Annotated in this window: 19 protein-coding genes; 11 read left to right on the forward strand and 8 right to left on the reverse strand. The window is 62.5% G+C overall.

The features are described 5' to 3' along the window. Nucleotides 1-223: 223 nt before the first annotated feature. The 6 genes from AACU78_RS07685 to pilG form a co-directional block, all read right to left on the reverse strand. The gene (locus tag AACU78_RS07685; protein WP_053258465.1) at nt 224-679 is read right to left on the reverse strand and encodes a chemotaxis protein CheW; all 456 of its coding nucleotides are present in this window, start codon (nt 677-679) and stop codon (nt 224-226) included. Beyond that, on the reverse strand, nt 672-6,488 hold the full coding sequence (locus AACU78_RS07690; protein ID WP_106575666.1) for a hybrid sensor histidine kinase/response regulator: 5,817 nt from the start codon (nt 6,486-6,488) through the stop codon (nt 672-674). The genes AACU78_RS07685 and AACU78_RS07690 overlap by 8 nt, the downstream gene beginning before the upstream one ends. Nucleotides 6,489-6,657: 169 nt before the next feature. Continuing rightward, nucleotides 6,658-8,709 (reverse strand): methyl-accepting chemotaxis protein, encoded by a 2,052-nt coding sequence (locus AACU78_RS07695; RefSeq protein WP_106575667.1) that lies wholly within the window; start codon nt 8,707-8,709, stop codon nt 6,658-6,660. Beyond that, nucleotides 8,706-9,230: a chemotaxis protein CheW gene (locus AACU78_RS07700; RefSeq protein ID WP_106575668.1), complete on the reverse strand. Its 525-nt coding sequence runs from the start codon at nt 9,228-9,230 to the stop codon at nt 8,706-8,708. Before AACU78_RS07700 ends, AACU78_RS07695 begins: the two co-directional genes overlap by 4 nt. A gap of 12 nt (nt 9,231-9,242) precedes the next feature. Then, nucleotides 9,243-9,608: a twitching motility response regulator PilH gene (pilH, locus tag AACU78_RS07705; RefSeq protein WP_003234583.1), complete on the reverse strand. Its 366-nt coding sequence runs from the start codon at nt 9,606-9,608 to the stop codon at nt 9,243-9,245. 46 nt (nt 9,609-9,654) lie between these two features. Then, complete coding sequence (pilG, locus tag AACU78_RS07710; protein WP_106575669.1) at nt 9,655-10,062, reverse strand: twitching motility response regulator PilG; 408 nt, start codon at nt 10,060-10,062, stop codon at nt 9,655-9,657. Between the two features lie 239 nt (nt 10,063-10,301). Between pilG and gshB the strand changes: the two genes are divergently transcribed. The 7 genes from gshB to AACU78_RS07745 all read left to right on the forward strand — a co-directional run bounded on the left by gshB (nt 10,302) and on the right by AACU78_RS07745 (nt 16,415). Further along, nucleotides 10,302-11,255 carry a glutathione synthase gene (gene gshB, locus AACU78_RS07715; RefSeq protein ID WP_106575670.1) on the forward strand — a complete coding sequence of 318 codons (954 nt, stop codon included), beginning with the start codon at nt 10,302-10,304 and terminating at the stop codon, nt 11,253-11,255. Nucleotides 11,256-11,332: 77 nt separating this feature from the next. Next, nucleotides 11,333-12,238, forward strand: a complete 906-nt coding sequence (locus tag AACU78_RS07720; protein WP_106575671.1) for an energy transducer TonB — start codon at nt 11,333-11,335, stop codon at nt 12,236-12,238. A gap of 294 nt (nt 12,239-12,532) precedes the next feature. After that, nucleotides 12,533-13,102: a YqgE/AlgH family protein gene (locus AACU78_RS07725; RefSeq protein WP_106575672.1), complete on the forward strand. Its 570-nt coding sequence runs from the start codon at nt 12,533-12,535 to the stop codon at nt 13,100-13,102. Further along, nucleotides 13,102-13,539, forward strand: coding sequence for a Holliday junction resolvase RuvX (ruvX, locus tag AACU78_RS07730; protein WP_106575673.1), 438 nt, complete (start codon nt 13,102-13,104; stop codon nt 13,537-13,539). The genes AACU78_RS07725 and ruvX overlap by 1 nt, the downstream gene beginning before the upstream one ends. 72 nt (nt 13,540-13,611) lie before the next feature. Beyond that, nucleotides 13,612-14,118 (forward strand): bifunctional pyr operon transcriptional regulator/uracil phosphoribosyltransferase PyrR, encoded by a 507-nt coding sequence (pyrR, locus tag AACU78_RS07735; RefSeq protein WP_106575674.1) that lies wholly within the window; start codon nt 13,612-13,614, stop codon nt 14,116-14,118. Between the two features lie 24 nt (nt 14,119-14,142). After that, nucleotides 14,143-15,147, forward strand: a complete 1,005-nt coding sequence (locus AACU78_RS07740; protein WP_106575675.1) for an aspartate carbamoyltransferase catalytic subunit — start codon at nt 14,143-14,145, stop codon at nt 15,145-15,147. Further along, on the forward strand, nt 15,144-16,415 hold the full coding sequence (locus AACU78_RS07745; protein ID WP_106575676.1) for a dihydroorotase: 1,272 nt from the start codon (nt 15,144-15,146) through the stop codon (nt 16,413-16,415). Before AACU78_RS07740 ends, AACU78_RS07745 begins: the two co-directional genes overlap by 4 nt. Nucleotides 16,416-16,560: 145 nt before the next feature. Here the strand turns inward: AACU78_RS07745 and AACU78_RS07750 are convergent, their stop codons facing one another. Beyond that, nucleotides 16,561-16,989 carry a TM2 domain-containing protein gene (locus tag AACU78_RS07750; protein ID WP_106575677.1) on the reverse strand — a complete coding sequence of 143 codons (429 nt, stop codon included), beginning with the start codon at nt 16,987-16,989 and terminating at the stop codon, nt 16,561-16,563. A 249-nt stretch (nt 16,990-17,238) separates the two neighbouring features. Between AACU78_RS07750 and AACU78_RS07755 the strand changes: the two genes are divergently transcribed. Further along, nucleotides 17,239-17,877: a C40 family peptidase gene (locus AACU78_RS07755; RefSeq protein WP_106575678.1), complete on the forward strand. Its 639-nt coding sequence runs from the start codon at nt 17,239-17,241 to the stop codon at nt 17,875-17,877. Nucleotides 17,878-18,017: 140 nt separating this feature from the next. Here AACU78_RS07755 and AACU78_RS07760 read toward each other — a convergent pair whose 3' ends face one another. Further along, nucleotides 18,018-19,052 (reverse strand): type IV pilus twitching motility protein PilT, encoded by a 1,035-nt coding sequence (locus AACU78_RS07760; protein WP_106575679.1) that lies wholly within the window; start codon nt 19,050-19,052, stop codon nt 18,018-18,020. 57 nt (nt 19,053-19,109) lie between these two features. Here AACU78_RS07760 and AACU78_RS07765 point away from each other — a divergent pair, with 57 nt between their 5' ends. From AACU78_RS07765 to AACU78_RS07775, 3 genes are read left to right on the forward strand one after another with little or no spacing between them, the layout of a single operon-like run. Next, nucleotides 19,110-19,796, forward strand: a complete 687-nt coding sequence (locus tag AACU78_RS07765; RefSeq protein ID WP_106575680.1) for a YggS family pyridoxal phosphate-dependent enzyme — start codon at nt 19,110-19,112, stop codon at nt 19,794-19,796. 33 nt (nt 19,797-19,829) lie between these two features. Continuing rightward, entirely contained in the window at nt 19,830-20,648 is an 819-nt protein-coding gene (gene proC / locus AACU78_RS07770) for a pyrroline-5-carboxylate reductase (RefSeq protein WP_106575681.1), read from the forward strand. A 35-nt stretch (nt 20,649-20,683) separates the two neighbouring features. Further along, nucleotides 20,684-21,271 carry a YggT family protein gene (locus AACU78_RS07775; protein ID WP_106575682.1) on the forward strand — a complete coding sequence of 196 codons (588 nt, stop codon included), beginning with the start codon at nt 20,684-20,686 and terminating at the stop codon, nt 21,269-21,271. The last annotated feature ends 40 nt before the right edge of the window (nt 21,272-21,311 follow it).

Raw genomic sequence — 21,311 nt, forward strand, 5'->3', positions numbered from 1 at the left:
ACGAAAACCCTAACGTTTGATTGAATTTGATAACACATCCACTGTTCGCGCCGAAAACGATAAAAAGCATAAGAGGCGACTGAGCGGTTTGCGCGATTGAACACAATTCAGTGTGGGAGCTGGCTTGCCTGCGATGGCGGTGGGTCAGTTGTTGATGCAGTGACTGACACTCCGCCATGGCAGGCAAGCCAGCTCCCACATTGGGGCTTCTCAAGGATTACGCTCAGGCGAGGCCGGACTCGACCAACAACGCTTCAAGCCCCATCAAATCCGGCACTTTCGCCACATGCTCGCCCACCTGCACCGCCGCCAGTTCCAGCGGGCACAGCGGCACGTCGACATAACTCAGCTGACTATCCAACTTGTACGAACGTGGAATCCCCTGAATCACCATCGCAATAAACTTCAACGTCGGCCGCCCGCCCAGCGCGTTCAGCACCACAATCCGCGAGCGCTCGCCGGTCACGCTGGCTTCACCGCACACGGCTTCAAAGCTGATCAGCGGCAATTGCCGATCGCGCCATGTCACTTGCCGCAGGTACCACGGCGGCGCGTCGCTGGCGGGTTCGCCGCGTTGGAAGTCGATCAGTTCGGCGATGGCGACGTTGGGCAGCACCAAGTGGCGGTCGGCCAGGGGCAGCAGCAGACCGGTGAGTTGGCTGGTGCGGTGGTCAAGCATGGGACTTGCTCCAGTAGGCGATGCTTTCCAGCAGCACCGACTCTTGGTACGGCTTGCCGAGGTAGTCGTTGACGCCGATGGCCATGGCGCGATCGCGGTGCTTCTGGCCGGTGCGTGAGGTGATCATGATGATCGGCAGGCGCATCAGCCGGGGATCGTTGCGCACCTGAATCGCCACTTCGAAGCCGTCCATGCGCGGCATTTCGATGTCGAGCAGCATCAGGTCCGGGGTGTGTTCTTCGAGCAGCGCGATGGCGTCGATGCCGTCTTTGGCGGTGAGCACGTTCATGCCGTTGCGCTCCAGCAGGCGGCTGGTGACTTTGCGCACGGTGACCGAGTCGTCCACCACCAGCACCAGCAGCGGGCGCTTTTTCAGCGGGTCGTTGAGGACCAGTGGCGCGTCCACCGACTGCGCCGGCAACGCTGGCTGGCGTGCACGGATGTGCGCGAGCAAGTCGATGATCAGCACCACACGGCCATCACCGAGGATGGTCGCGCCGGACAAACCCTGCACCCCGGCAAACTGCGGCCCCAGGCCCTTGACCACGATCTCGCGCGTACCGGCCATGGCGTCCACGTGCACCGCCACGCGTCGCTCGTTGCATTGCACCAGCAACACCGGCACTGGCTGGTATTGGCCGAGCAGTTTCGGCCGGGCGACGGTGTGCAGCAGGTCGCCGAGGTAGAACAACTCATAGCGCTGACCAGCGTATTCATAGCGCGGCGGGTCTTGCTGATAGTGCCCGGCCAGCTCGTGGGGCAGCACGCGCACCAGGCCTTCGATGGTGTTGAGCGGGATCGCATATTGGTCGTCCGCGCATTGCACCATCAGCGCGCGATTGACCGACACGGTAAACGGCAGGCGAATGCGAAAGTGCACGCCCGCACCCGGCGTCGAGTCGATGAACATCGAGCCACCGAGCTGGCGCACTTCTTCGTGCACCACGTCCATGCCCACGCCGCGCCCGGAAATCTGGGTGATTTTTTCGGCGGTGGAAAAGCCCGGCTGCAGGATAAACTGCAACACGTCGCGGTCGCTCATGTCTTGATCAGGTGCGAGCAGGCCGCGCTTGATCGCTTTGCGCCGCACCGCGTCCAGGGGCACACCGGCACCGTCATCGCGCATGTCGAAGACGATATCGCCGCCTTCGTGGGTCAGGTCCAGGCTGATCCGGCCCTTCTCGGGTTTACCGGCCAATACGCGCGCCTCGCGGGACTCCAGGCCATGGTCGACGGCATTGCGCAGCATATGCTCCAGCGGCGCCACCATGCGTTCCAGCACGTTGCGGTCCATCTCGCCTTCGGCATTGCCGACCACGAATTCAACGTCCTTGCCCAACTCCTCCGCCACCTGGCGCACGATGCGCTTGAGGCGCGGCAGCATGCGTTCGAACGGCACCATGCGCGTGCGCATCAGGCCTTCCTGCAACTCGGTGTTGATGCGCGCCTGTTGCTGCAACAGGTTGTGTGCATCCCCGTTGCGACGGTCGAGGGTTTCCTTGAGGTCCAGCAGGTCGGAGGCCGATTCGGACAGCGCACGCGACAACTGCTGCAGTTGCGAATGACGGTCCATTTCCAGCGGGTCGAACTCTTCATAACCCAGGCGCTCGGCCTCGGCCTGCTGACGACTGAGAATGCGGCCCTGGGTTTCGGTGTCGAGGCGGCGCAGTTGGTCACGCATGCGCTCGATGGTGGTTTCGACTTCGTTGAGCGCGATACGCGCGTCATTGACTTGCTGCTCGATACGGCCACGGAAGATCGAGGTTTCACCGGCTAGGTTGACCAGATCATCAAGCAAGTCGGCGGAAATTTTCACCATGTCGGCGCCGGGGTCCACCGCCGCGTCCGCCTTGCCGGCCGGCAAGGCTACGGGCGCCAGCGGCTCATCACCGGGGTGCACCAGGCTTCTGATGCGCTCGATGAGTTTATCCACCGACCCCACCGGCAAACCGCCCGCCACCGCGTCGATCATCTGCGCCAGGCGGTCATGGCAGCCTTGCAGCAAGGCGAACAGTTCCGGCGACGGCGCGAGCAAACCGGCAGACAAGCCTTCGTAGAGAAACTCCAGTTCATGGGCCAAATCGCCAATCGGCCCGATTTCGACCATGCGCGCGCCGCCCTTGAGGGTGTGCAAGTCGCGCAGCAAGGTTTCCACCTCCTGGCGATTGCTCGGCTCGGCCTGCCAACGCAGCAACGCGCTGCTTGAACTGTCGAGAATGTCGGCGGCTTCTTCGAGGAAGATATCCAGCAACTCGGGATCAGCCGCTGCGGTTTCAGGTTCTGTGGGCGCAGTGGCGGGCGCGTTGTTCTGGCGCAACGCGCGCAACTGAGCGATCAAATCACTGGAGTCGCTCAGGGGTTGGTGGTCTTGCAATTGATCGAGCTGCAAGGCCAGCCGCTCATGGCTGGCCATCAATACTTGGGACAGTTCGGTCGAGTAACTGTAGCGGCGGTCCACCAGGCCTTCGTACAGGCATTCCAGCTCATGGGCGAGGTCGCCAATCGGGCCGATTTCGGCCATGCGCGCGCCGCCCTTGAGGGTGTGCAGGTCACGCTGCAACGACGACAACGGCGCCGCGCTGTCCGGTTCCAGCAGCCAGCGTTTAAGCGACTGCCCGGCACTGTCGAGGATGTCCACTGCCTCTTCCAGGAAAATCTCGACGATCTCGTCGTCCATCGCCGTGTCCTGGCCCAACCGGGCCGTGGCGGCGCCCAGTTCTGAAATGCTCGGGGCGCGCCCGCCGTCGCTTTTGATCAGGCCGGTGGCGGACGGGTCGAGGGCTTCATCCAGCAGTTCGCGCAGGGCGTCTACCCGCGCCGGCGCCGGGTTGATTTCCTGGCCGGCCGCCAGCTGGTCGAGCATGTTGATCAGCGCTTCATGGGCCTGTTCGGCCTCATGGAAAAACCGTTCGCTGACCGCCAGGCTGCTCTCTTCCACAGCGCCATAGAGGTCGAGCAAGGCTTCGCAGAGTTCGTCGATGGCGTGCAGGTCGGCGAGGTGCGCGCCCTCGCCCAGGGTGGTCAATTCGTCCAGCAGCGCGGTCAGCTCCTGGCGTTCGCCGGGGTGTTGCTGCCAGCGGCGCAGCAGGCTTTCGGCGTCCAGCAGGATGTCCATGCCCTGGGCCAGGAAGTTGCTGATCAGTTGCGGGTCGCGCTTGATGCGCAGCCCGGTGTTGGGCGCGTCGAGCAAGGCTTGCAGCTGTTGGTCGAGCAGGCTTTGCGTGCGGCTGATCAAATCCGGCGCGCCCTTGATCGGCACCAGCGGATCACTGTCCAGCTGACGCAACCCGCGCTGGAACAGGCCTTCGGCTTCCAGCAGCAGTTCCACTTCATCCAGGTCCAGCGGCAGGCGGTGGGCCTTGTATTCGCGGGTCAGGTGATCGAGCGGTCGCGCCAGTTCGGCCATCGGCAACACGCCGGCCATGTAGGCGCTGCCCTTGAGGGTGTGCAGGGCACGTTGCAGTTCATCGCTGACTTGCAGCGGCACATGCTCGGCGGCCTGTTGCAGAAAGTGGTTGAGGCTTTCCAGGTGGCTCTGGGCTTCGTTGCGAAAGATCTCCAGCAACATCGGGTCATGGGGCTCTGCGACCGGTTGAGTGCCGCTGGCCAAGGCGTGGGCACGGGCCGCCAGGGCGTCGACTTCGTCGCGCTGGCGTTGGTCGTCGGCCGCAAAGTCGGCGATCAGCTCCGGCAGCAAGGCCACGGCTTCATCCAGCACGTGTTGCACCTCGGCGTCGAGCGCCACGCTGCGTTCGAGCACGCGGTTAAGCAGGTTTTCCACCGCCCAGGCCAGCTCGGCCAGTACCAGGGCGCGGACCATCCGGCCGCTGCCTTTGAGCGTGTGGAAGGCACGCCGCATCTCGCTTTGGGCGGTTTTATCCGCGCTGTTGGGCAAGTAGCGATGCAACACGTCGAGGACTTCGTCGGTTTCTTCGAGGAAGACTTCGCGCAGCTCATCGTCGATGGAGGCTTCACCGGCCGGCGGCGGCAGCAGGCTGCCGGGGCGGTGCTGGGCGGGTGGGTTCAGGCGCGACGTGGGGCTGGCCAATGCATCGAACTGGGACTGGCTCGGCGCGCTCTCGCTCGACAATGCCCCATCCGGCGCGACCAGCGCTTGGCGCCAAGGCTTTTCGACCGGCAGGTAGCCGAGTGCAGCCAGGCCTTGGGTGGCCAGCTCCAGCACGCGTTCGCCGGCGGCGTCGGGGTCCTGGAGCATGCGTTCCAGGTAGTATTCGAGGCTGCTGACCACGTCGGCGAAATGCGCCAGCTGCGCTTCGGGCGGCGGCGCAGCGCTGGTCATCAACTGTTCATCGACATAGTGGGTGCAACCACGCATCAAGCTCGCCGCGCGTGGCAGCGGAATCATCGCCAACGCGCCGCGCACCTGGCTGAGCAGCTCGGGCAGCGACTCCAGGCGCTGGCGGTCCCAATCGGCCTCAAGGCAATCGATCACCAGCTCTTTGGCCTGACGCAAGCATTGGCAGGATTCGCGGATCACCAATTGATGAATCTGGGTCAGGTCGGTGGTAGGCAGGCGGCTTTCTTCACGGCTTTCCGGCTCGACGGTGCCCACCATGCCCGCCAGCGTGGCCTCGACGTAGAGCAAGGCGCCGGCAACATCCATCAACACCGCGTCATTGGGTTCGCGCTGGCCCTGCACCAGGCTCAGCACCACCGCAAGCTGATCGATGATGACCTTACGCGGCTGGCCAAAGCCCAGCACCGCCAAGGTGTCGGCGATCTGGCGCAGTGGCGCCAGCAAGGCATCGAGGTCGTTGGTGTGTTGGCGGTCGCTGCGCACGAACAGGTCGAGGCGCTCCTTGACCCGCACCAGCTCCTCGCACAAGGCGCCGAGCACCGAGCCCATGGCATTGCGGTCAGGTCCAGCCAAACGTGCACGCTCGGCATCGACCACCGCGCTGTCGGGCAAGGCTTCATCCAGCCCGTAACGTTCCTTGAGGCTTTGCATGCGCGGCGTCGGCCGGGTGACCTTGGCCACGTAGAACAACAGGCTTTTAAGCAGCTCATCCGGCGCTGGCTGGTTGATGCCGCCGATGCCCTGGGCCAGCAGGCGCTTGAGTTGCTTGTCGCTGGCCTTGAGCAGGCTACGCAGCGCCGGGCTGTTGGCGATCACGCCGGTGAGCATGCCTTCGACCAGCGCCGAGGTGACTTGCCACAATGGCAGCAATGGCGCGCCCTGGCACAGCGCTTCGAGGCGCGCGAACACCCGCGCCATGTCTTCCAGGTTGCTGGGGCCGTGGTCTTCACGCAACAGCCCGGCCAGGGCCTGTTGCAGCAATTGATGCCACTGGCGCAGTTGCTCGTTAAGGTCCGGCAGCATGCGCTGGGCCAAGGCCTCGTCGGGCAACGGCGCAATCGACAACAGTTGCGGGCTGAACAGGCTGGTCTCCGACAGCAGGCTTTCACCACGCGCACTGCGCAGGTCGTTGAGCAGCGGCAACACCACCAATGGCAGGTCGCGGCGGGCGCTGTGCACGCGGTCGAGGTACAGCGGCAGTTGGCCGAGGGCCTGTTGCAGCAGGCGGATGCTTTCATCGCGCTGGCTGACGCGCTCGGCTTGCAGGGCCAGGGCCAGTGCTTCGATCTCTTCGGCCAGCAGCGCCGCGCCGTAGAACTCGACCATTTGCAGCGCGCCATGCACTTGGTGGATGCCGGCCAGGCACTCGGCAATGGCGTCGCTGTCGCGGGTTTCGACAAACGTGTCCAGCGCCGAACGGGCCTGTTTCAGGGTTTCGGCAATGTCGCCCTTGACCCATTCGAGGGCCACGTAGTCGTGCCGATCAACCATAACTGCTCCGCTTAGAATTCGTGAATTGCGTGTGTTGCCAAGATCTGAAGACCAATGAAGATCTAGTGTGGGAGCGGGCTTGCTCGCGAATGCGGAGGGTCAGCTAATAGATCAGGTGACTGATGCGCCGCATTCGCGAGCAAGCCCGCTCCCACATTTTGATTGCATTTCAATCATCCGCCGATCGTGCCGGTGGCAGGGTGAAACCTGACACCGATCGGCGCAACTGGCTGGCCATTTTTGCCAGGTTGCCGATGCTCTCCGCCGTGGCGGTCGAGCCCGATGACGTCTGCGTGGTGATCTGCTGGATCACGTTCATCGTCAGGGAAATCTGCCCGGCCGACGAGGTCTGTTGCTGCGCCGCGTTGGAAATACTCTGGATCAACGCTGCCAGGGTTTTCGACACGCCTTCGATCTCTTCCAGCGCCACCCCGGCGTCTTGCGCCAGCCGCGCGCCACGCACCACTTCGGTGGTGGTCTGTTCCATGGAAATAACCGCTTCATTGGTGTCGGTCTGGATCGCCCGCACCAGGGTTTCAATTTGGCGTGTGGCGGCGGATGAGCGCTCGGCCAACCGCTGCACTTCGTCGGCCACCACGGCAAACCCGCGCCCGGCATCACCGGCCATGCTCGCCTGAATCGCGGCGTTAAGGGCAAGGATGTTGGTCTGATCGGCAATGTCGTCGATCAGGCTGACGATGTCGCCAATCTCCTGGGACGACTCGCCCAGGCGTTTGATGCGCTTGGCGGTGTCCTGAATCTGCTCGCGAATGTTGTCCATGCCGTGGATGGTGTTGTGCACCACCTCATTGCCCTTGTTGGCGATTTCCACCGAGCGCTCCGCCACCGCCGAGGACTCGGCGGCGTTGGCCGACACCTGGTCGATGGATTGGGCCATCTGGTTGATCGCGGTAGAAGCCTCGGCGATTTGCTGGGCCTGATGCTCCGAGGCCTGGGCCAGGTGCATGGCGGTGGCCTGGGTTTCCTGCACCGCGCCGGCCACTTGCCCGGCTGTGAGGTTGATGGTCGCCACCAGATCGCGCAGCTGGTCCACGGAATAATTGATGGAGTCGGCGATGGTGCCGGTGAAGTCTTCGGTGACCGAGGCGGTCACCGTCAGGTCCCCATCGGCCAGGTCCTCGATTTCATCGAGCAGGCGCATGATCGCGTTCTGGTTGCGCTCGTTTTTCTCGGCGGTTTCATGCAGCTGGCGGTTGGTCTCGCGCACCATCACCAGGCCGATCAGAATGATCGAGGTCAGCGCCAGCAAGCCCAATACGTAGCCGCCGATGGTGTCGAAGCTGCGCCCGCTGGCGAGGTTTTCAAACCCGGTGGCCAGGTGCGAGGCTTCATCGAGCAGGGTTTGCGACAGGTTGAAAATATTGCTCGCCGAGGCGCGTACCTGGAACAGCTGCGGCGAGGTTTCGAGAATTTCATCCACGGAGCCGGAGACAAATTCAAACAGCTCGGCGATTTCCGCCAGCCGCGCACGGGCGTCGTGGTCTTCAACCTGAGCAATGCGCAGGCCGGCGTTGCCCTGGAGCATGCCGTTAAGCACTTGGCCAAAACGGTTGGCGTCGCGGCCAAAGGCATCGGCGGCCTGCACCGAAGTTTCGTCGCCGGCCAACACGGTGTTGACCGCGCCAAGGATGCGTTCGGCCAGCAATGATTGGCGCTGGGCCAACACCACCTGGCTGGCCGGGGCGCCGCGCTGCAGCAGAATGTCGACGACCTTTTCCGATTCCATCTGTAATTGCGGCACGGTTTCGGCAAGGGTCGCGGCCACTTGGTGCAACGACAACACGGTCTGTTCGCTGGCGAGGATCGCGTCGGTGTTTTTCAGCAGCGCTTCCCAGTCGGTCTGCACCGCGCGCATTTCGGCGCGTACCGCGTTGGGTGCAGCCGGCAGGCCAGTCTCGGTATCGCCTTTTTTCAGATAGCCCCAGCGCTGGGCGAAGTCGTTGCGTGCATCGCCCAGCAGCTTGAACGCGGCCGCCTTGCCGGCGGCGGCTTCGGTGGCGTTCTTGGCGATGCGCTGGGACAGCACGCGCAGCTCACCGGCGTGGCCGATGTACTGTTTGTCGTACGTGGACTGGGTATTGAGGTACGCGAAGTTGGCGAACAACAGCATGATGAACACGATCAGCGCGATAAACAGCACGATGATCTGCGAACGGCTGCGCGATGCGGCTTGCGGTTTGGGCGTGGTAGCGGTGGTCATGCGGCGACATCCATGAAGCCTGGGGCCTGGGCCAAAGCGAAGGGGCTGAAGACCTGCCACAGCTGGTCACTGTCGAACTGGCCCTGGATAAACGGCGCGGTGGGCGCGGTGCTCGCCAACAGTGCGTCCTGTGCGAAATGCTGCATGCCCACCACCTCGTCCACCAGCAGCCCGACAAACAAGTCGTTGAATTCCACCACCAGCACTCGCCGTTGCTTGCGGGCCCTGGACAGCCCGAGCTCAAGGAACCCGCCCAGGTCCATCACCGGCAGCAAACGCCCACGCAGGTTGGCCACGCCTTTGACCCAGGGCTTGACGCCGGGCATCAAGGTGCAGCGCGGTTCATGCAACACCTCGGCGACTTCGCCCATCGGCGCCACGTACCAATACGGCCCCAGGCGAAAACCGATCCCGCTCCAACGTTGCAGGCGGGTTTCCTGGGACGGCAGGTCGGCGGCCAGCAGGCGGCAGCGGCGGTCGATGTCCAGCAGCAGCTCGAAGGCGGTTTGTGACTCGGTCATGATGGCGTGCCGTCAGCCGGCCAACACCTTGTTCAGGGTGGCGATCAGGGTGTCTTCGTCCACGGGTTTGGTCAGGTAATCCTTGGCGCCCTGGCGTGCGCCCCAGATCTTGTCGGTTTCCTGATCCTTGGTGGTGATGATGATGATCGGGATGCCGTTGGTTTCCGGCTCCTTGGACAGCTGGCGGGTGGCCTGGAAGCCATTGAGGCCCGGCATCACGATGTCCATCAGCACGGCGTCGGGCTTTTCCTGACGGGCCAGGGCCACGCCGTCTGCGCCGTTTTCGGCTTTGAGGACCTGGTGGCCGTGCTTTTCCAGCATGCCGGTCAGTTTGTACATTTCGGTCGGCGAATCGTCGACGATCAGAACACGTGCCATGGTTTTCCCCACTACATTGGTGGACGCCGGCCCTTGTGAGGCGGTGTCAGTGTGCTTGTTCTACTGCGGCGAAGCCGGGCACGTAGGCCTTGATCGCGCTCAGCAGTTCTTCCTTGCTGAAAGGCTTGGTCAAAAACTGATCGACACCCACGATGCGCCCCTTGGCCTTGTCGAACAGGCCGTCCTTGGAGGACAACATGATCACCGGAATCGACTTGAACGCCGGGTTGTTCTTCACCAGCGCGCAGGTTTGATAGCCATCCAGGCGCGGCATCATGATGTCGACAAAGATAATGTGCGGGTGATGATCAACAATCCGGGCCAGTGCATCGAAACCGTCGATGGCCGTGATGACTTCGCACCCCACGTTCTTCAACAGGGTCTCGGCGGTGCGGCGGATCGTTTTCGAATCGTCGATCACCATCACTCTCAAGGCGTTGGAATGCTGTTCCATATCTGCTCTACCATCGCCACAGCGAATCGGTTTTCGGTGTGTACTGCCTGATGTTGCACAGGATGAGCGCTGCAAGCCTTGGAATTCAAGGGCTGCTGCACCGTGGGAGTCTTTTTAGCACAGTCTCCGGGCGCAATCTATCGAGCAACCGGCCAGGTGGTTTTTCCTTGACCCACAACAGCCGCAGCGCCACTCTGACGCCACTTTTATGCGCCCTAATTTGCTAGAGGAAATCCCCCATGAGCGTTCGCGTCGGCATTGTCATGGACCCTATTGCCAGCATTTCCTATAAAAAGGACAGTTCGCTGGCCATGCTCCTGGCCGCCCAGGCCCGCGGCTGGACGCTGTTCTATATGGAGCAGCCGGACCTTTACCAGGGCGACGGCGAGGCCCGCGCACGCATGCGCCCGCTGCAGGTGTTTGCCAACCCTGAAAAGTGGTTCGAGCTTGCGGATGAAATCGATAGCCCCTTGAGCGATCTGGACGTGATCTTGATGCGCAAGGACCCGCCGTTCGACATGGAATTCGTCTACTCCACTTACTTGCTGGAACAGGCCGAGCGGGCTGGTGTGCTGATCGTCAACAAGCCGCAAAGCCTGCGCGACTGCAATGAAAAGCTGTTCGCCACCCTGTTCCCACAGTGCACGCCGCCTACCGTAGTGAGCCGCCGCGCCGACGTGTTGCGTGAATTCGCCGCCAAGCACGGCGACGTGATCCTCAAGCCGCTGGACGGCATGGGCGGCACGTCGATCTTCCGCCACCGTGCCGGCGACCCTAACCTGTCGGTGATCCTGGAAACCCTGACCGCGCTGGGCACCCAGCAGATCATGGGCCAGGCTTACATTCCGGCGATCAAGGACGGCGACAAACGCATCCTGATGATCGACGGCGAGCCGGTGGATTATTGCTTGGCGCGCATCCCGGCCGCAGGCGAAACCCGTGGCAACCTGGCAGCCGGCGGTCGCGGTGAAGCGCGACCGCTGTCGGACAAAGACCGTTGGATCGCTTCTCAAGTCGGCCCAACGCTGCGCGAAAAAGGCCTGCTGTTCGTAGGACTGGACGTAATTGGTGAGAATCTCACCGAAATCAACGTCACCAGCCCGACCTGCATTCGCGAGATCGACAACGCATTTGGCACGAACATCGGCGAAATGTTGATGGCAGCCATCGAGCGCAAGCTGCAAGCCAAGTGACATAGAACAGCCGGACACACACCAACATTGCGTTATCATGCGGCACCTGTGAAACGCGCGATGTTGGTTTTTTTGTCATGACGCTCCCGCCCGATCTGCCCCCCGAACTCTCCCACAGCGGCGTGCGCCCGGCTGATCGGCTCGGATTTACCCTGTTTCTGGCAGCGCTGATCCACCTCGCCTTGTTACTCGGCCTGGGTTTCACCTTTGCCGAGCCCAAGCAGATCACCAAAACCCTGGAAATCACCCTCGCCACGTTCAAGAGCGAAAAAAAGCCCGAAAAGGCTGACTTTCTCGCCCAGGACAATCAGCAAGGCAGCGGCACGCTCGACAAAAAGGCCGTGCCCAAGACCACCGAAGTGGCACCGTTCCAGGACAACAAGGTGAATAAAGTCACCCCGCCGCCGACGCCCAAGCCTGAGGTCAAGCAGGCCGCGCCCAAGGCCGCCGTGACCACTGTTGCGCCGAAACCGCAAAAAGCCCCGACCCAGCGCGAGAAAACCAAGACCGAGCCACAGCCCGAGCCGGTCAAGCCGGCGCCGACCTTCGACAGCTCACAGCTCTCCGACCAGATCTCCAGCCTCGAAGCCGAACTGGCCAACGAACAACAGTTGTACGCCAAGCGCCCGCGCATCTATCGCCTGAACGCCGCCTCGACCATGCGCGACAAAGGCGCCTGGTATAAGGACGAATGGCGCAAGAAGGTCGAACGCATCGGCAACCTCAACTACCCGGACGAAGCCCGGCGCCAGCAGATCTATGGCAATTTGCGCTTACTGGTGTCGATCAACCGCGACGGTTCGTTATATGAAGTGCAGGTGCTGGAGTCGTCCGGCCAACCGTTGCTGGACCAGGCGGCTCAGCGCATCGTGCGCCTGGCCGCGCCTTTCGCACCGTTTACCGGCGACTTGAACGACATAGACCGCCTGGAAATCATCCGCACATGGAAGTTTGCCCGGGGTGATCGGCTTTCCAGTAACTGATCGTTCCTACACCCTGCCAAAGGCTGCGTGCCCGTGTGGCGAGCGGGCTTTTCGTGGCGAGCGGGCTTGCCCCGCGCTGGGCTGCGAAGCGGCCCCCAACAGGGCCACCGCGCGCTGCCTGAAAGACCACAGCGCCAGATTTCAAGGCCGCTTCGCGCCCCAACGCGAGGCAAGCCCGCTCGCCACAACAGCTCGCTCGCCACAACAAGCCTACCCGCCACGGCAAGCCCGCTTACCACAATTAGCGTCCGCCGCAGCTTGTCAGTTCGCCCCTCCGACGCCACACTAGCGGACATGAAAAATGTCAGCCCGACCTACCTCAAGCACCAATTCCTGATCGCCATGCCCCATATGGCCGACCCGAACTTTGCGCAAACCTTGACCTACATCGTCGAGCACACGGCCAATGGTGCCATGGGGTTGGTGGTGAACCGCCCGCAAGAGTTGAACCTGGCCGACATTCTTGAGCAACTGCGCCCCGAGATCGACCCGCCGGCGCGCTGCCAAAACGTACCGATCTACATCGGCGGGCCGGTGCAGACCGACCGCGGTTTTGTGCTGCACCCCACCGGGCCGAAGTTCCAGGCCACGGTCGACCTGGAAGGTGTGTCGTTGTCCACGTCCCAGGACGTGTTGTTCGCCATCGCCGACGGCGTGGGGCCTGAGCAAAGTGTGATCACCCTCGGCTACGCCGGCTGGGAAGCCGGGCAACTGGAAGCCGAACTGGCCAGCAATGCCTGGCTGACTTGCCCGTTCGACGCCGACATTCTATTCAACACCGCCAGCGAGCTGCGCCTGGAAGCGGCGGCAGCCAAGTTGCGGGTCAACCTCAACCTGCTGACCAGCCAGGCGGGGCACGCCTGATGGCCTTGCGCTTGCTCCTCGGTTTTGACTACGGCACCAAACAGATCGGCGTAGCGGTCGGCCAGGTGATTACCGGCCAGGCCCGCGAGTTGTGCACCTTGAAGGCCCAGAACGGCGTGCCGGACTGGAACCAGGTCGAGGCCCTGATCAAGGAGTGGAAACCCGACGCCGTCGTGGTCGGCCTGCCCTTGAACATGGACGGCACCCCCAGCGACATGTGCCTGCGCGCCGAAAAGTTCGCCCGCCGCCTCAATGGCCGCTACAACCTGCCCTTCTATACCCACGACGAGCGCCTGACCACCTTTGAAGCCAAGGGTGAGCGCCGTGACCGTGGCGGGCAGAAAGGCAGCTACCGCGACAACCCGGTGGACGCCATCGCGGCCGCCCTGCTGTTGCAGGGTTGGCTGGATGAAAACACCGCTTTATTTGAATCCTGACTGACGCGGCTTGCCGCGTCTTTTTACGTTTGAGCCCGGACCTTGCCTGCGCGAGGCCTTGAAGGAGCCACCATGAGCCTGCCCAATCCCGCCGACCTGATCAGCCAGATGGCGATTCGCCTCAAGGCGCACCTGCAACACCGTGCCATCAGCGAACCGCGCTTCATCGGCATTCGCACCGGTGGTGTGTGGGTGGCCCAAGCGTTGCTGGAGGAGCTGGGCAGCGATTCGCCGCTGGGCACGCTGGACGTGTCTTTCTACCGCGACGACTTCAGCCAGAACGGCCTGCACCCGCAGGTGCGCCCTTCGGCCCTGCCGTTCGAGATCGAAGGCCAGCACCTGGTGCTGATCGACGACGTACTGATGAGCGGCCGCACCATTCGCGCCGCCATGAACGAGTTGTTCGATTACGGCCGCCCGGCCAGCGTGACGCTGGTGTGCCTGCTCGACCTGGACGCTGGCGAATTGCCGATCAGCCCGGATGTGGTCGGTGCCACCCTGTCCCTGGAGGCCCACCAGCGGGTAAAATTGTCCGGTCCCACGCCGCTCGAACTCGAACTGCAAGACCTTGCCCTTTAAACCGCCTTGTACAGAGTCCCCGCGATGACGCCTCTAGATGCCAAGCGCCCGCTGCAGCTCAATGCTCAGGGCCAGTTGCAACACTTCTTGTCCCTCGACGGTTTGCCCCGCGAACTGCTGACTGAAATCCTCGACACCGCCGACTCGTTCCTCGAAGTCGGTGGCCGCGCGGTGAAGAAGGTCCCGCTGCTGCGCGGCAAGACCATCTGCAATGTGTTCTTCGAGAACTCCACCCGCACCCGCACCACCTTTGAACTGGCGGCCCAGCGACTCTCGGCCGACGTGATCACACTGAACGTGTCGACCTCGTCGGCGAGCAAGGGCGAGACCCTGCTCGACACCCTGCGCAACCTCGAAGCCATGGCCGCCGACATGTTCGTGGTGCGCCACGGCGACTCCGGCGCCGCACACTTCATCGCCGAGCATGTGTGCCCGAACGTGGCAATCATCAACGGCGGCGACGGCCGTCACGCGCACCCGACCCAAGGCATGCTCGACATGCTGACGATCCGTCGGCACAAGGGCGGTTTTGAAAACCTCTCGGTGGCCATCGTCGGCGACATCCTGCACTCGCGGGTCGCGCGCTCGAACATGCTGGCCCTCAAAGCCCTGGGTTGCCCGGACATCCGCGTGATCGCGCCGAAAACCCTGCTGCCGATCGGTATCGAGCAGTACGGCGTCAAGGTCTACACCGACATGACCGCAGGCCTCAAGGACGTTGACGTGGTGATCATGCTGCGCCTGCAACGCGAGCGCATGGCCGGCGGCCTGCTGCCGAGCGAAGGTGAGTTCTACCGCCTGTTCGGCCTGACCACCGCGCGGCTGGCCGGCGCCAAGCCGGATGCCATCGTGATGCACCCAGGGCCGATCAACCGTGGGGTTGAAATTGAGTCGGCGGTGGCCGACGGCAGCCAATCGGTGATCCTCAATCAAGTGACCTACGGCATCGCCGTGCGCATGGCGGTGTTGTCCATGGCCATGAGCGGGCAAACCGCGCAACGTCAATTCGAGCAGGAGAACGCCCAGTGAAGCTCAGCATTCTCGGCGCCCGAGTCATCGATCCGGCCAGCGGCCTGGATCAAGTTACCGATCTTCACCTGGAAGCCGGCAAGATCCTCGCCATTGGCGCTGCGCCTGCGGGCTTCAACGCCAGCGAGACGATCGACGCCAAAGGCCTGGTGGCCGCGCCTGGTTTGGTCGACCTGAACGTCGCCCTGCGCGAACCGGGTTACAGCCGCAAAGGCACCATCGCCAGTGAAACCCGCGCTGCCGCTGCCGGTGGCGTCACCAGCCTGTGCTGCCCGCCGCACACCAAGCCAATCCTGGACACCTCGGCGGTGACCGAGCTGATCCTGGACCGCGCCCGCGAAGCCGGCAATTGCAAAGTGTTCCCCATTGGCGCGCTGAGCAAAGGCCTGGAAGGCGAACAACTCGCCGAGCTGATCGCCCTGCGCGACGCCGGTTGCGTGGCATTCGGCAACGGGCTGGAAAGTTTTCGCAGCACGCGCACGCTGTGCCGCGCCCTGGAATACGCGGCCACCTTCGACCTGACGGTGATCTTCCACTCCCAGGACCGCGACCTGGCCGAAGGCGGCCTGGCCCATGAAGGCGCCGTCGCCAGTTTCCTCGGCCTGCCGGGCATCCCGGAAACCGCTGAAACCGTGGCCCTGGCCCGTGATCTGCTGCTGGTGGAGCAAAGTGGCGTGCGTGCGCACTTCAGCCAGTTGACCAGCGCGCGCGGCGTGGCCCTGATCGCCCAGGCACAAGCGCGCGGCCTGCCGGTGACGGCGGACGTGGCGTTGTACCAGCTGATTTTGACCGATGAAGCGCTGATCGATTTCTCCAGCCTCTATCACGTGCAGCCGCCGCTGCGCACGCTGGCCGACCGCGACGGTTTGCGCGCGGCCGTGAAGTCGGGTGTGGTGTCGGCAATCTCCAGCCACCACCAACCCCATGAGCGTGATGCCAAGCTGGCGCCGTTTGGCGCGACCGAGCCGGGCATCAGCAGTGTCGAACTGTTGCTGCCGCTGGCGATGACCCTGGTGCAAGACGGTCTGCTCGACCTGCCAACGCTGTTGGCGCGCCTGAGTGCCGGCCCGGCTGAGGCCTTGCGGCTGCCGGCGGGCAAGGTGGCGGTGGGTTCGGCGGCGGACTTGGTGCTGTTTGATCCGACCAGCTCCACGGTTGCCGGGGAACACTGGCTGTCCAAGGGCGAAAACTGCCCGTTCATCGGCCATAGCCTGCCGGCGACGGTGCGGTACACCTTGGTGGATGGGCGGATCAGCTACCAGGCCTGATAGATCGCAAAATCTAAAGTGGCCACCGTGGGAGCTGGCTTGCCTGCGATGCAGGCACCTCGGTCTTTCAGCCAGACCGAGGTGATGCTATCGCGGGCAAGCCCTGCTCCCACATTGCCCGTGCTCGCATTGAATGTATGCGCGCTTATCGGCCGTTGTTGCGCTCGGCATTGCGGATCGAAACCTGCGTATTCAGCGTCCAGAAGTCATACAGCACGCCCAACAGGAACAAACCGCCGGTCAGCAGGTAGATCAGGCCGGTGATCCATTTCCCCTGATACATGCGGTGCAGCCCGAACACGCCCAGGAACGCCAACAGTACCCAGGCCACGTTGTATTCGATCGGCCCGGCGGTAAAACGCAGGTCTGCTTCACGGTCCATGGCGGGGATCAGGAACAAGTCGATCAGCCAGCCGATCCCGAAAAGTCCAAAGGTGAAAAACCAGATCGTCCCGGTCACCGGCTTGCCGTAATAGAAGCGGTGCGCCCCGGTAAAACCGAAAATCCACAGCAGGTAACCGATCACCTTGCTGTGGGTGTCCTGCTGCATCACATCCTGTCGATAGGTGTTCATGGAGTACCTCTTTTGCCTCGATAGATAAATTTTTTCATTTTCTTTGTGACTTTTTTACGGGCGCCCGACGCACGGCAAATGGTATCTTCCTTCCCGCAAAGCCTTATGCCACCTGACCTCTGCAGGACAATAGCGGCAATTCGTCGCGTTTTTCCTGAATTTGACCCCAGGGTTCAGTCGACAAACGGCCTTAGAACGACACAAAAAGCTGTTATAAAGTTGCGCGCAAACCAAAAAGAGCCACGCCTAATGCGACCATTTTTCAAGACATGGCTAACCATCTGCCTATTAATGCCACTGGCCGCCCACGCCACCAATCGTGAGCAACGTCTTCCTAACGTTAACGGTTTCACCCCTAAAGTTCACAGCACACCAGGCACCGCCAAGTCGGTAAAGCTGACCGTCAACCGCCCGACTCAAGTGAGCAAGGCCCACGGTAAAGCAACCGCCGGCCTGATGGCAGTCAACACCAAACAAAGCAGCAACGTCCTCAGCCGCGCGGTTAATGTGCTCGGTACACCTTATCGTTGGGGCGGCAGCAGCCCAAGTAAAGGGTTCGACTGCAGTGGTTTGGTGAAATATGCGTTTAATGACGTCAAAGCGGTGGATTTGCCACGCACGTCCAACGCCATGGCCGCCGGTCACGGGCTGAAGGTTGATCGTAAAGACCTGAAACCGGGCGACCTGTTGTTCTTCAAGCTCAAGAGCCGCCAGGTCAATCACGTTGCCATCTACCTGGGCAACGACCGCTTCATCCACGCACCGCGTCGTGGCAAGTCGGTAAGCATCGACACGCTGAAAAAGCCGTTCTGGGACAAGAACTACGTGATTGCCAAACGGGTTCTGCCGAAAGAGCAGAACAACAACCTGCGGGTTGTGCAGCGCTGATTTCAGTCTGATATGCGGTAACCAATGTGGGAGCGGGCTTGCTCGCGAATGCGTTAGATCGGTCAACCAAGCTGGTGACTGACACTGCGCATTCGCGGGCAAGCCCGCTCCCACATTTGATTTTCATTGCCCGCAAGACCTCAGATGTCCCCAGGCACCCTCGCCTGCCCCCGCGCATCTTCCCGGCTGATCAGCCCCTCGCTGACCAACGCCTTCAAGCTCATGTCCAACGTTTTCATCCCCAGCGCCCCACCGGTCTGGATCGCCGAGACCATCTGCGCCACTTTGTCTTCACGGATCAAGTTACGAATAGCCGGTGTCCCCAGCATGATCTCGTGAGCCGCCACCCGCCCGCCGCCGATTTTCTTGACCAGCACTTGCGACACCACTGCCTGCAACGATTCCGAGAGCATCGAGCGCACCATGGCCTTTTCCGCTGCCGGGAACACGTCCACCAGCCGGTCCACGCTCTTTGCGGCCGACGTGGTGTGCAGGGTGCCAAATACCAGGTGCCCGGTCTCAGCGGCGGTCAGCGCCAGGTGGATGGTCTCAAGGTCGCGCAATTCGCCCACCAGAATCACATCCGGGTCTTCACGCAGAGCCGAACGCAGCGCCGCCGAAAAGCTGTGGGTATCGCGGTGCACCTGGCGCTGGTTGATCAAGGCCATTTTCGGCCTGTGGATAAATTCGATGGGGTCTTCGAGGGTGAGGATGTGCTGGCGTCGATGCCCGTTGAGGTAGTCAATCATTGCTGCCAGCGTGGTGGACTTGCCCGACCCGGTCGGCCCGGTGACCAGCACCAGGCCGCGCGGCAGTTGCGCGATCCGCTGGAACACCGCCCCCAGCCCGAGGCTTTCAAGGCTCTGCACCTCGGCGGGAATGGTGCGAAACACCGCCCCCATGCCGCGGTCCTGCTGAAATACGTTCACCCGGAACCGCGCCACGCTCGGCAGTTCGAAGGCAAAATCGGTTTCAAGAGATGTTTTGAAATCCTTTTGTTGGTAGCTGTTGAGCAAAGGGCTCAATAAATCCGCAACTTGCGGGGGCGTGAGCACCGGGCCTTCCAGCGGCCAGACCTCGCCATCGACACGCAGCATCGGTGCCAGGCCGGCCGACAAATGCAGGTCGGAGGCGCCACGGCGCACGCTGGCCGTCAGCAATTCAGTGATATCCATAGGGCTTTCCATTTCCAGTAGAATGCCGCGGACTCCATATCCACGGGTGCATCTTGAATGTCGACGATAGCAGACAACATTGGCCTGGTTAGCGAGCGGATCCGTGCCGCGGCCCACGCCGTGCAACGTGACGAAAACAGCATCCACCTGCTGGCCGTGAGCAAGACCAAACCCGCGCAAGCCGTGCGCGAGGCCTACGCCGCCGGGATGCACGATTTTGGCGAGAACTACCTGCAGGAAGCCTTGGGCAAACAGGCGCAATTAACCGACCTGCCCTTGAGTTGGCACTTCATTGGCCCCATTCAATCGAACAAGACTCGTGCGATCGCCGAGAACTTCGCTTGGGTACATTCCGTGGACCGCTTGAAAATCGCTCAACGCCTGTCCGAACAACGCCCGGCCGACCTGCCGCCGCTGAACATCTGCATCCAGGTCAACGTCAGTGGCGAAGCCAGCAAATCCGGCTGTACGCCCGCAGATCTGCCGGCCCTGGCCCTTGCGATCAGCGCTTTGCCGCGCCTGAAACTGCGCGGCTTGATGGCGATCCCCGAGCCGACTGAAGATCGCGCCGCACAAGATGCGGCGTTCGCAGCGGTGAGAGACCTGCAAGCCAGCCTGAATCTGGCGCTGGACACACTTTCCATGGGCATGAGCCACGACCTCGAGTCGGCCATCGCCCAAGGCGCCACCTGGGTGCGGATCGGTACCGCCCTGTTTGGCGCCCGCGACTACGGCCAGCCGTGAAATGGCTGACTTTCCTCTGAATAAGGACCTGTCATGAGCAACACGCGTATTGCCTTTATCGGCGCCGGTAACATGGCGGCCAGCCTGATCGGCGGCCTGCGGGCCAAAGGCCTCGAAGCCTCCCAGATCCGCGCCAGCGACCCGGGCGCCGACACCCGCGCCCGCGTCAGCACCGAGCACGGCATTGAAACCTTTGCCGACAACGCCGAGGCGATCCAGGGCGTTGACGTGATCGTACTGGCGGTGAAACCGCAAGCCATGAAGGCCGTGTGCGAAAGCCTGCGCCCAAGCCTGCAGCCACACCAACTGGTGGTGTCGATCGCCGCCGGCATCACCTGCGCCAGCATGAACACCTGGCTCGGTGAACAGCCAATCGTGCGCTGCATGCCCAACACCCCGGCGCTGCTGCGCAAGGGCGTGAGTGGCCTGTACGCCACCGCCGAAGTGACGGCCGAGCAACGCGATCAGGCGCAAGAACTGTTGTCCGCCGTCGGCATCGCCGTGTGGCTGGAACAGGAACAGCAACTGGACGCGGTCACCGCCGTTTCCGGCAGCGGCCCGGCGTACTTCTTTCTGTTGATCGAAGCCATGACCGCCGCCGGCGTGAAACTGGGCCTGCCACACGAAGTGGCTGAGCAACTGGCTGAGCAAACCGCGCTGGGCGCCGCCAACATGGCCGTCGACAGCGACGTGGACGCCGCCGAACTGCGCCGCCGCGTAACGTCGCCGGGTGGCACTACGCAAGCGGCCATTGAATCGTTCCAGGCCGGTGGCTTTGAAGCCCTGGTGGAAAAAGCCCTGGGTGCTGCGGCACATCGTTCGGCCGAGATGGCCGAGCAACTGGGCAAATAGTCGTCCCCTGCAACTGGACCCGATAGGAAACAAACATGCTCGGAATCAATGACGCTGCCATTTTCATCATCCAGACCTTGGGCAGCCTGTACCTGCTGATCGTGCTGATGCGCTTTATCCTGCAATTGGTGCGGGCGAACTTCTACAACCCGCTCTGCCAGTTCGTGGTGAAAGCCACCCAACCGCTGCTCAAACCGCTGCGCCGCGTGATCCCAAGCCTGTTCGGCCTGGACATGTCATCGCTGGTGCTGGCGCTGCTGCTGCAGATTTTGCTGTTTGTGGTGATCCTGATGCTCAACGGCTACCAGGCCTTCACCCCGCTGCTGTTGCCATGGGGCCTGATCGGTATCTTCTCGCTGTTTTTGAAGATCATCTTCTGGTCGATGATCATCAGCGTGATCCTCTCGTGGGTTGCACCCGGCAGCCGTAGCCCTGGCGCGGAGCTGGTGGCCCAGATCACCGAGCCGGTGCTGGCGCCGTTCCGTCGGTTGATCCCGAACCTGGGCGGCCTGGATATCTCGCCGATCTTCGCGTTTATCGCGATCCAGCTGCTGCAAAGCTGGGTGATCCCGCGCCTGGCCTACTACGCGTTCATGCCCAAGGAGCTGTTTGGCCTGATTTGAAACGCGGATAAATTGTGGGAGCGGGCTTGCTCGCGAATGC

This window comes from Pseudomonas sp. R9.37, from assembly GCF_963878885.1.
GTDB lineage: Bacteria > Pseudomonadota > Gammaproteobacteria > Pseudomonadales > Pseudomonadaceae > Aquipseudomonas.

Excerpts from the sequence above, each read along its gene's own strand:
- AACU78_RS07765 (WP_106575680.1), top strand. The coding sequence starts at position 19,110 with ATGTCGACGATAGCAGACAACATTGGCCTGGTTAGCGAGCGGATCCGT.
- AACU78_RS07690 (WP_106575666.1), bottom strand. The coding sequence starts at position 6,488 with ATGGTTGATCGGCACGACTACGTGGCCCTCGAATGGGTCAAGGGCGAC.
- AACU78_RS07685 (WP_053258465.1), bottom strand. The coding sequence starts at position 679 with ATGCTTGACCACCGCACCAGCCAACTCACCGGTCTGCTGCTGCCCCTG.
- AACU78_RS07755 (WP_106575678.1), top strand. The coding sequence starts at position 17,239 with ATGCGACCATTTTTCAAGACATGGCTAACCATCTGCCTATTAATGCCA.
- pyrR (WP_106575674.1), top strand. The coding sequence starts at position 13,612 with ATGAGCCTGCCCAATCCCGCCGACCTGATCAGCCAGATGGCGATTCGC.
- AACU78_RS07775 (WP_106575682.1), top strand. The coding sequence starts at position 20,684 with ATGCTCGGAATCAATGACGCTGCCATTTTCATCATCCAGACCTTGGGC.
- gshB (WP_106575670.1), top strand. The coding sequence starts at position 10,302 with ATGAGCGTTCGCGTCGGCATTGTCATGGACCCTATTGCCAGCATTTCC.
- AACU78_RS07740 (WP_106575675.1), top strand. The coding sequence starts at position 14,143 with ATGACGCCTCTAGATGCCAAGCGCCCGCTGCAGCTCAATGCTCAGGGC.
- AACU78_RS07700 (WP_106575668.1), bottom strand. The coding sequence starts at position 9,230 with ATGACCGAGTCACAAACCGCCTTCGAGCTGCTGCTGGACATCGACCGC.
- AACU78_RS07750 (WP_106575677.1), bottom strand. The coding sequence starts at position 16,989 with ATGAACACCTATCGACAGGATGTGATGCAGCAGGACACCCACAGCAAG.
- proC (WP_106575681.1), top strand. The coding sequence starts at position 19,830 with ATGAGCAACACGCGTATTGCCTTTATCGGCGCCGGTAACATGGCGGCC.
- AACU78_RS07725 (WP_106575672.1), top strand. The coding sequence starts at position 12,533 with ATGAAAAATGTCAGCCCGACCTACCTCAAGCACCAATTCCTGATCGCC.
- AACU78_RS07760 (WP_106575679.1), bottom strand. The coding sequence starts at position 19,052 with ATGGATATCACTGAATTGCTGACGGCCAGCGTGCGCCGTGGCGCCTCC.
- AACU78_RS07695 (WP_106575667.1), bottom strand. The coding sequence starts at position 8,709 with ATGACCACCGCTACCACGCCCAAACCGCAAGCCGCATCGCGCAGCCGT.
- pilG (WP_106575669.1), bottom strand. The coding sequence starts at position 10,062 with ATGGAACAGCATTCCAACGCCTTGAGAGTGATGGTGATCGACGATTCG.
- ruvX (WP_106575673.1), top strand. The coding sequence starts at position 13,102 with ATGGCCTTGCGCTTGCTCCTCGGTTTTGACTACGGCACCAAACAGATC.
- pilH (WP_003234583.1), bottom strand. The coding sequence starts at position 9,608 with ATGGCACGTGTTCTGATCGTCGACGATTCGCCGACCGAAATGTACAAA.
- AACU78_RS07720 (WP_106575671.1), top strand. The coding sequence starts at position 11,333 with ATGACGCTCCCGCCCGATCTGCCCCCCGAACTCTCCCACAGCGGCGTG.